Source organism: Aeromicrobium sp. (assembly GCF_047606445.1).
Classification (GTDB): Bacteria; Actinomycetota; Actinomycetes; order Propionibacteriales; family Nocardioidaceae; genus Aeromicrobium.
This window is the reverse complement of sequence record NZ_JASGEK010000034.1, coordinates 20,914-29,357: the sequence shown is the minus strand read 5'-3', so window position 1 is coordinate 29,357 and position 8,444 is coordinate 20,914. Positions and strand designations below refer to the sequence as shown.

9 protein-coding genes are annotated in these 8,444 nt (G+C 71.1%); 7 read left to right on the top strand and 2 right to left on the bottom strand.

Annotated elements, in window-relative coordinates; all coding sequences use genetic code 11:
* Positions 1–1,940, top strand: a 1,940-nt coding sequence (locus tag QM621_RS08075) for an ATP-binding cassette domain-containing protein (RefSeq protein WP_414989863.1), incomplete at its 5' end; no start/stop codon positions are given.
* A 9-nt stretch (positions 1,941–1,949) separates the two neighbouring features.
* Here QM621_RS08075 and mqo read toward each other — a convergent pair.
* Positions 1,950–3,473, bottom strand: a complete 1,524-nt coding sequence (gene mqo / locus QM621_RS08070) for a malate dehydrogenase (quinone) (protein WP_414989862.1) — start codon at positions 3,471–3,473, stop codon at positions 1,950–1,952.
* 221 nt (positions 3,474–3,694) lie between these two features.
* Between mqo and QM621_RS08065 the strand changes: the two genes are divergently transcribed.
* The 6 genes from QM621_RS08065 (at position 3,695) to QM621_RS08040 (ending at position 7,775) form a co-directional block, all read left to right on the top strand.
* Positions 3,695–4,858: an acyl-CoA dehydrogenase family protein gene (locus QM621_RS08065; RefSeq protein ID WP_414989861.1), complete on the top strand. Its 1,164-nt coding sequence runs from the start codon at positions 3,695–3,697 to the stop codon at positions 4,856–4,858.
* Positions 4,859–4,903: 45 nt separating this feature from the next.
* Positions 4,904–5,503: a LysE family translocator gene (locus tag QM621_RS08060; RefSeq protein WP_414989860.1), complete on the top strand. Its 600-nt coding sequence runs from the start codon at positions 4,904–4,906 to the stop codon at positions 5,501–5,503.
* A gap of 22 nt (positions 5,504–5,525) precedes the next feature.
* Positions 5,526–6,587, top strand: coding sequence for a succinyl-diaminopimelate desuccinylase (gene dapE / locus QM621_RS08055; protein ID WP_414989859.1), 1,062 nt, complete (start codon positions 5,526–5,528; stop codon positions 6,585–6,587).
* Positions 6,580–7,170: a DNA-3-methyladenine glycosylase I gene (locus tag QM621_RS08050; protein WP_414989858.1), complete on the top strand. Its 591-nt coding sequence runs from the start codon at positions 6,580–6,582 to the stop codon at positions 7,168–7,170. The genes dapE and QM621_RS08050 overlap by 8 nt, the downstream gene beginning before the upstream one ends.
* A gap of 99 nt (positions 7,171–7,269) precedes the next feature.
* Positions 7,270–7,431, top strand: coding sequence for a DUF3117 domain-containing protein (locus QM621_RS08045; RefSeq protein WP_414989857.1), 162 nt, complete (start codon positions 7,270–7,272; stop codon positions 7,429–7,431).
* Positions 7,431–7,775, top strand: coding sequence for a hypothetical protein (locus tag QM621_RS08040; RefSeq protein ID WP_414989856.1), 345 nt, complete (start codon positions 7,431–7,433; stop codon positions 7,773–7,775). Before QM621_RS08045 ends, QM621_RS08040 begins: the two co-directional genes overlap by 1 nt.
* Before the next feature lie 7 nt (positions 7,776–7,782).
* Here the strand turns inward: QM621_RS08040 and QM621_RS08035 are convergent, their stop codons facing one another.
* The gene (locus QM621_RS08035; RefSeq protein ID WP_414989855.1) at positions 7,783–8,409 is read right to left on the bottom strand and encodes an O-methyltransferase; all 627 of its coding nucleotides are present in this window, start codon (positions 8,407–8,409) and stop codon (positions 7,783–7,785) included.
* Between the last annotated feature and the right edge of the window lie 35 nt (positions 8,410–8,444).

Below are 8,444 nucleotides of genomic sequence, written 5' to 3'. Positions count from 1 at the left end.
CGCCGCCCGCCCCGGCGGCACCCCCGGTCCCGGCCTCTCCGCCCGCGCTGCGCACTCCGCCGGGCGGCGGCGCCGTCATCGGCCGGGACCCCTCCTGCGACCTGGTCGTGGACGACCCGATGGCCTCGCGCGCCCATGCGCGGTTGACCGAGGCCGACGGGCAGTTGTGGATCGAGGACTTGGGCAGCACCAACGCCACGCTGGTCAACGGCGGCGCGGTGCGGCGGCAACGGCTCGTCGAGGGCGACCAGATCCTGATCGGCAACACCCACCTGGTGGTGGAGGGCGGCGTGCTGCGCGCGGCGCAGGTCAGCGGTCTCGTGGTGCGCCACGCGGTGCTGGCGATACCGAGCGGCAAACGACTGGTCGACGATATGAGCTTCGAGGTCAGCCTGCCGTCGGTGGTGGCGGTGGTGGGCCCTTCCGGCGCTGGAAAGTCGAGCCTTCTGCGGCTGCTCACCGGGCAGGAGCGTCCGACGAGCGGCGTGGTCGACTTCCGGGGCGCCAGTATGGTGAGCCAGCGCAAGGCCTTCCGGGGCGAGATCGGCGTGGTCCCCCAGTACACGGTGGCGCACTCGTCGCTGACTGCTCGCGCCGCGCTGGACTACACGGCGCGGCTGCGCCTGGCCGAGGACGTCTCGGCGGAAGACCGCCGCGCCCGGGTCGCGGCAGTGCTGGACCAACTGGGCCTCGCCGAGCACGCCGACACGCAGATCGCGCGGCTCTCCGGCGGCCAGCAGCGCCGTGTCGCGATCGCCATGGAGATGTTGACCGAGCCGTCCATGTTGATCCTCGACGAGCCGACCTCCGGCCTCGACCCGTCGTTGGTGCTGCAGATCATGCAGATCCTGCGGGGGCTCGCCGACGCGGGCAAACAGGTGTTGGTGGTCACCCACGACCTGGAGCACCTCGACCTCGTCGACCACGTCCTCGTGCTGCGCACAGGCGGCACGATCGCCTACAGCGGCCCGCCGGACGGCATCTTCGCGCACTTCGGGCGCGACAGCTGGGCGGAGGTGTTCCAGCTGCTCTCCGTGCCGGCGGTCGCGGGAGCGGGCGCGCCGGCTCCGCAGCCGGGGAGCGAGGAGGTTCCGAGGTCGGTCGACGTGCCGACGCCGCCGACCCGGATCGGCCACGTGCTCCGGCACGCCGCGACCGTCGGCGCCCGGCATCTGAGGCTGGTGCTGGCGGACCGGGTGTTCCTCGCATTGCTCGTCGGCATGCCCGTGGTGCTGGCGGTGCTCGCCTTGGCGGTCCCCGGCTCGGACGGTCTCGGGCCGACGAAGGACCCGGCCAACGCCGAGGCGGCGCGGCTCCTCGTGCTGCTCGTCGTGGGCGCGGCGTTCCTCGGCCTCGCCGGCGCCATCCGCGATCTCGTGGGGGAGCGGCCGATCTTCCATCACGAGCGCGACGCCGGGCTCGCGCCGACCTCCTATCTGCTGGCCAAAGTGGTCGTGCTGTCGATGATCGCGGTGGTGCAGGCGGCGACGCTCGTGCTGTTGGTGCTCGTGGCCCGCCCCGGGCCGGAGGGGGCGGTGCTCGTCAGGTCCAGCACGCTGGAGCTCCTGGTCGCGGTGTGCGCGACCGCCGTCTGCTGCGTCATGCTCGGACTCGCCGTGTCGGCGCGCGTGGGGACCACCGAGCAGACGATGCCGCCTCTCGTGCTGCTCGTGATGGGGCAGCTGGTGTTGTCCGGCGGGCTGTTCCCGATCGCGGGACGCGCCGTGCTCCCGCAGCTGGCCTGGTTCAGCCCGACCCGTTGGGGCTACGGAGCGGCCGCGAGCACGACCGACCTCAACGTCAAGAACGTCGAGACCGACCCGCTGTGGGACCACGAGGCGCTGACCTGGCTGACGAGCGTCGGGGCGCTCGGCGGGCTGACGCTCGTCTTCACGCTGCTGGCGTGGCGCGGGGTGTCGCGCCGCGTCGGCTCGCTGTGAGCGGTCCGGTCAGGGGCGGGTGAGCTTGAGGGAGCGGTCGGTCCACTCGCGCAGCTCGGCCAACAACTTCGGGTTCTCCTCCAGCGACGTGCCGTAGGAGGGGACGAGGTCGGTGAGCTTCGGACGCCAGCCCTCGACGCGGTCGCCGAAGCAGCGCTCCAGCACGTCGAGCATCGCCGAGACGGCCGTCGACGCGCCCGGCGACGCGCCGAGCAGGCCGGCGATCGAGCCGTCGGCGGAGTTGACGACCGTGGTGCCGAACTCCAGCGAGCCGCCCGCCTTGCCCTTCTTGCGCACGACCTGGACCCGCTGGCCGGCGGTGATGATCTCCCAGTCGTCGCCGTCCACCTCGGGGGCGAAGACGCGCAACTCCTCGATCTTCTTGCCGCGACCCTTGGCCAGCTCCATCACGAGGTACTTGATGAGCCCCCACGACGTGACGCCGACCGCGGCCATCGGCATGAGGTTGTGCGGCCGGATCGACAGCGGCAGGTCGGTGAACGACCCCTCTTTGAGGAACTTCGGCGTCCATCCGGCGAAGGGGCCGAACAGCAGCGACCGCTCGCCGCCGATGACGCGGGTGTCGAGGTGCGGGACCGACATCGGCGGGGCGCCGACCGCGGCCATGCCGTAGACCTTCGCCTCGTGCCTCTCGGCGACCGCCGGGTCGAGGCAGCGCATGAACTGGCCGCTGACCGGGAAGCCGGCGAAGCCCTTGATCTCCGGGATGCCGGACTTCTCCAGCAGCGTCAGCGCGCCGCCGCCCGCGCCGACGAAGACGAACTTCGCGTTGATGGTGACGGTCGTGCCGTGGAGGCGGTCCTTGGCCTTGACCCGCCAGGTTCCGTCGGTCTCGCGCGTGAGGTTCTTCACGTGGTGGCCGTAGCGGATCTCCGCGCCCTGACGGGCCAGATGGTCGACGAAGGCCGAGGTCAGCGCGCCGAAGTCGACGTCGGTGCCGGCGTCGTTCCAGCTGACCGCGACGGTGTCGTCGGCCGCGCGGCCCTGCGCCATGAGCGGCAGGCGTCGGGCGAACTCGTCACGGTCGTCGATGAACTCCAGGCCCTCGAACAGCGGGTTGGCCGAGAGCTTGTCGTAGCGCTTGCGCAGGTACTCGACGTTCTCCGCGCCGCGCACGAAGCTCACATGGGGCACCGGGTTGATGAAGCTCGACGGGTCGCCGAGCAGGCCCTCGTCGACGCAGTGCGCCCAGAACTCGCGCGACAGCTGGAACTGCTCGTTGACGACGGGCGCCTTGCTGACGTCGACGTCGCCGTTCGGCAGCTGCGGGGTGTAGTTGAGCTCGCAGAGCGCCGAGTGGCCGGTGCCGGCGTTGTTCCAGGGGTCGGAACTCTCCTTCGCGGGGCCGTCCAACCGCTCCAGCAGCGTGATCGACCAGTCCGGCTCGAGCGACTTCAGCAGCGTGCCGAGCGTGGCGCTCATGATGCCCGCGCCGATCAGCAGCACGTCGGTGGTGACGCGATCTGGCAGGGGCGAGGATGCGGGGACGGGAAGGCTCGCGTTCTCGGGCACGCTCGACAACTCCTCAGGGCAGACAGGCGGCCGGAGACGTCGGCCACCCTCCCACTGTGCCGGAAGTCGTGGGCGGCGTCCGCATCGGGGTCGTCGTGTCTCTCGGGTTACCCGCTGGTTCGCCGGGGGCGGGGCACGAGATGCGGCGTCGGTCCTACGATGAGGAGCGGTCTCACACCCGTCGAGGCCTCTCTCATCCGTCGTCTGCCAGGAGCCCGCCGATGTCCGACCTGTTCGCCCTCTCCGAGGAGCACCAAGCGATCCGCGAGGCCGTGAGGGCCGTCGCGGAGGCCAAGATCGCCCCGTACGCCGCCGAGGTCGACGAGGAGGCGCGCTTCCCGAAGGAGGCGGCCGAGGCGCTGCTGGCGTCGGACTTCCACGCGCCGCACGTGCCCGAGCAGTACGGCGGCGCCGGGGCGGACGCGCTGGCGACGGTGCTGGTGATCGAGGAGGTCGCGCGGGTCTGCGTGTCGAGCTCGCTCATCCCGGCGGTGAACAAGCTCGGCTCGCTGCCGGTGCAGATCGGCGGCAACGAGGAGATCAAGGCGAAGTACCTCGGCAAACTCGCCGCGGGTGAGGGCGGCTTCTCCTACTGCCTGTCCGAGCCGGATGCCGGGTCCGACGCCGCGAACCAGAAGACCAAGGCTGTGCGCGACGGCGACGACTGGATCATCAACGGCACGAAGCGCTGGATCACCAATGCCGGCGAGTCCGAGTACTACACGGTGCTCGCGCAGACCGATCCCGAGAAGCGTTCCAAGGGCATCACGGCGTTCGTGGTGGAGAAGTCCGACGAGGGCGTGTCCTTCGGCGCCCCGGAGAAGAAGCTCGGTATCAAGGGCTCGCCGACGCGCGAGGTCTACTTCGACAACGTGCGCATCCCGGGCGACCGGATCATCGGCGAGGTCGGCGAGGGCTTCACCATCGCGATGAAGACCCTCGACCACACCCGCGTCACCATCGCGGCGCAGGCGGTCGGCGTCGCCCAGGGGGCGCTGGACTACGCGCTCGGCTATGTCCAGGAGCGCAAGCAGTTCGGTAAGGCCATCGCCGAGTTCCAGGGCGTCGAGTTCATGCTCGCCGACATGGGCATGAAGATCGAGGCCGCCCGCCAACTCACGTATGCGGCCGCCGGGCGTTCGGAGCGCGGAGATGCGGACCTGACGTTCTTCGGCGCCGCTGCCAAGGCCTTCGCCTCCGACGTCGCCATGCAGGTCACGACCGATGCGGTGCAGTTGCTCGGCGGCTACGGGTTCACCCGCGACTACCCGGTCGAGCGCATGATGCGCGACGCGAAGATCACCCAGATCTACGAGGGCACCAACCAGGTCCAGCGCATCGTCATGGCCCGCCAGCTCCTCGCCGGCATCCAGTCGTCGATCTGACAGCCCCGCAGGGGGTAGGGCGCGGCAGGGGTTACAGTCCGGTTCATGGGAACCGCCTTTCTGCTGACCTGCCTGGTCATCGTGGCCACACCGGGCACGGGCGCGCTCTACACGATCGGTACGGGCCTCGGGCGGGGTGCGCGAGCGAGCGTGATCGCTGCCTTCGCCTGCACGCTCGGCATCGTCCCGCATCTGCTCGCGGCGATCACGGGACTTGCCGCAGTGCTCCAGGCCTCCGGCGTGGCTTTTGCCGTCATCAAGTGGGCGGGCGTCGCCTATCTGCTCTACATGGCATGGTCGACCTGGCGGGAGCGGGGTGAGATCGCAGTGGAGGCGGCGGCCACGGTATCGGTGTGGAGAGTCATCGGGACGGGGATCACGCTCAACCTCCTCAACCCGAAGCTCACGCTGTTCTTCTTCGCGTTCCTTCCGCAGTTCGCCCCGTCCGGCGCGGTGGGGGAGATGGTGGGGTTGTCGGCCGTCTTCATGGCGATGACCTTCGTGGTGTTCGCGGGCTACGGTGCGTGCGCCGCAGCGATGCGTGATCGCGTGCTGCGCCGTCCCCAGGTCATGGACTGGATGCGCAGGGTGTTCGCCGCGACGTTCGCCGCGCTCGGTGCTCGGCTCGCCTTCGAGTCCCGCTGAATCGACGTGACACAGTGGGGGCATGCCGCTGGACCTGACCGCTGATGTCGTCACGCTGACCGCTGCCCTCGTGGACATCCCTTCGGAGAGCCTGGCCGAGCAGCGGATCGCCGGCGAGGTGGAGGTGGCGCTGCGGTCGCTGCCGCATCTGGAGGTGGTGCGCGACGGTCACTCGATCATCGCGCGGACCGACCTCGGCCGGCCGGAGCGGGTCGTGATCGCCGGGCATCTCGACACCGTGCCGGTCAACGGCAACCTGCCCGCGCGGCGCGACGGCGAGCTGCTGCACGGCCTCGGATCCTGCGACATGAAGGGGGGCGTGGCGGTTGCCCTGCGGCTGGCCGCGACGCTCCCCGAGCCGACGCGCGACGTCACGTACGTCTTCTACGAGGCCGAGGAGATCGCGGCGGTCCACAACGGACTCGGACGGCTCGCGCGGGAGCATGCCGACTGGCTCGCCGGGGACTTCGCGATCCTCATGGAGCCGTCCAATGCCGGCGTCGAAGCGGGCTGCCAGGGCACCATGCGCGTCGACCTCACGACGCGCGGAGAGCGCGCCCACTCGGCGCGCGCCTGGATGGGCGTCAACGCGATCCACGCCCTCGCCCCCGCCCTCGCCACGCTCGCCGCCTACGAGCCGCGCGAGGTCGAGATCGACGGCCTCACTTACCGCGAGGGGCTCAACGCGGTCGGCGTGTCCGGCGGGGTGGCCGGCAATGTCATCCCCGACGAGGCCACGCTGTCGATCAACTTCCGTTTCGCGCCCGACCGCAGCGAGGACGATGCGCTCGCCTTCTTGCGCGAGACCTTCGCCGGCTTCGACCTGACCGTCACCGACTCCGCGCCCGGCGCGCTGCCCGGCCTCGACCGCCCCGCCGCGGCGGCCTTCGTCGAGGCGGTCGGCGCCCAGGTCGCCCCGAAGTTCGGCTGGACCGACGTCGCCAAGTTCACCCTGCTCGGCGTGCCCGCCGTCAACTACGGCCCCGGCGACCCGCTGTTCGCCCACAAGGCCGACGAACAGGTGCCGATCGCCCACCTGAGGTCCGTCGAGGAGCGCCTGCGCGCCTGGCTCACCCATGGTTGAGGCGACGGGGCGAGACCGTCCGGGCGACGTCCTGCCCGGACCCGACGGACTGTCGCGCTGCCCCTGGGGCCTCGCCGACGGTCAGCTCGACTACCACGACGCCGAGTGGGGGCGACCCGTCCACGGCGACGCCGCGCTGTTCGAGCGGATCAGCCTGGAGGCCTTCCAATCCGGCCTGTCGTGGGCGGTGATCCTGCGCAAACGCGAGAACTTCCGGTCCGCTTTTCACGGTTTCGACCCCGCCCGGGTGGCGGCCTTCGACGACGAGGACGTCGAACGGCTGCTCGCCGACGCCGGCATCGTGCGCAACCGTGCCAAGGTCGAGGCGACCGTCGCCAACGCGCGGGCCGTGCTCGACCTCGACGGCCGCCTCGACGCCGAGATCTGGTCCTTCGCGCCGCCGCCGCGCCCCCGCCCGCGCCGGGTGGCCGACGTCCCGGCGGCGACCGAGGAGTCGACAGCCCTCGCCCGACGCTTGAGAACGCTGGGTTTCCGCTTCGTCGGGCCGACCACGGCCTACGCCCTGATGCAGGCCGTCGGCCTGGTCGACGACCATCTCGCCGACTGCGCGACGGCTCCGTGAGGCTTGCCTCACGGTCGTCGGGGCGAAGCTGTGAGGGGCATGAGATAATCGTCTGCGGCCCTGCCAGGTCGGCGGGTCCGCCAGACGAGAGGGGAACTCATGGCGGCGATGAAGCCTCGGACCGGCGACGGACCGATGGAGGTCACCAAGGAGGGGCGTTGCATCGTCATGCGCGTCCCGTTGGAAGGCGGAGGCCGCCTGGTGGTCGAGCTCACCAACGAGGAGGCCTCGACGCTGGGCGACGCGCTCAAAGCGGTCTGATGTTCGGGCTCACGGTGCGCTGGTCGTTGGCCAGCGCACCGCTTGGCGCCCTGGAACGCCTGCACGCCTATGTCGAGGACGAGTCGTTCGCGCGGTTCGCGGGTCTCGACGGGCTGCGCCACAAGACCTGGCGCGCGCGGGAGGGGGAGTGGTTCGAAGGAACGTACGTGTTCGCCTCCGACGAGGCGCGCGCCGCCTTCCAAGAGCAGTTCGAGGCCGTGGCGCCGGAGTCACGGGTGTCGCAGATCGTCGGGTCGGCCCCGATCCTCGTCGAGCCGTGCGAGATCGTCGCGGCGGTGCGCGGGCCGGCCGGCTTCCGCTCCGCGGCGCGTTTCGAGTTCTGAGGCGGCCTCAGCCGGTGCGGCGGACGGCGAGCAGGCCGCCGCCGAGCGGCAGGATGACCGCGTGCAGAGTCTCGTCCTCGGCGACGCGCTGTGCGAGGTCGCGCAGCGCCTGCGTCTCCGGGTCGCGGTGCGCGGGGTCGGCGACGCGGTCGCGGCCGAGGGCTCCGGCGAAGCAGATGACGCCGCCCGGTCGGACCAGACGGACCGCCTCGTCGAGGTACTCGCCGTACTCCAAGCGGTCGGCGTCGCAGAAGACCACGTCGTAGCCGCCGTCGGCGAGCCGCGACATGACGTCCAGGCCCGAGCCGGCGATCAGTCGGAAGCGCCGCGGCGCGATGCCGTCCTGACGGAAGACGCTGCGGGCGTTCTGCTGGAACTCCGTCTCCCGGTCGACCGACGTCAACTGCACCGAGGGCAGCGCGCGCAACAGGTAGAGGCCGGACACGCCCGAGCCGGTGCCGATCTCCACGACCGACTTCGCGCCGGTGGCGGCGGTCAGGAAGGCCAGCGCCTCGCCCGCGGCGGGCTGGATGGGTGTCAGGCCGAGCATGGTCGCCCGGCGGCGCGCCTCGACGAGCACCGCGTCCTCGGTCGCGTACTCCTCGGCGAAGGCCACACTCGCCGCGCTCGTCATGCCGTCACTCTCCTCGCCACGGGCCACAGCCTAGT

Excerpts from the sequence above, each read along its gene's own strand:
- dapE (WP_414989859.1), top strand. The coding sequence starts at position 5,526 with ATGCCGCTGGACCTGACCGCTGATGTCGTCACGCTGACCGCTGCCCTC.
- QM621_RS08040 (WP_414989856.1), top strand. The coding sequence starts at position 7,431 with ATGTTCGGGCTCACGGTGCGCTGGTCGTTGGCCAGCGCACCGCTTGGC.
- QM621_RS08065 (WP_414989861.1), top strand. The coding sequence starts at position 3,695 with ATGTCCGACCTGTTCGCCCTCTCCGAGGAGCACCAAGCGATCCGCGAG.
- QM621_RS08050 (WP_414989858.1), top strand. The coding sequence starts at position 6,580 with ATGGTTGAGGCGACGGGGCGAGACCGTCCGGGCGACGTCCTGCCCGGA.
- QM621_RS08060 (WP_414989860.1), top strand. The coding sequence starts at position 4,904 with ATGGGAACCGCCTTTCTGCTGACCTGCCTGGTCATCGTGGCCACACCG.
- QM621_RS08035 (WP_414989855.1), bottom strand. The coding sequence starts at position 8,409 with ATGACGAGCGCGGCGAGTGTGGCCTTCGCCGAGGAGTACGCGACCGAG.
- QM621_RS08045 (WP_414989857.1), top strand. The coding sequence starts at position 7,270 with ATGGCGGCGATGAAGCCTCGGACCGGCGACGGACCGATGGAGGTCACC.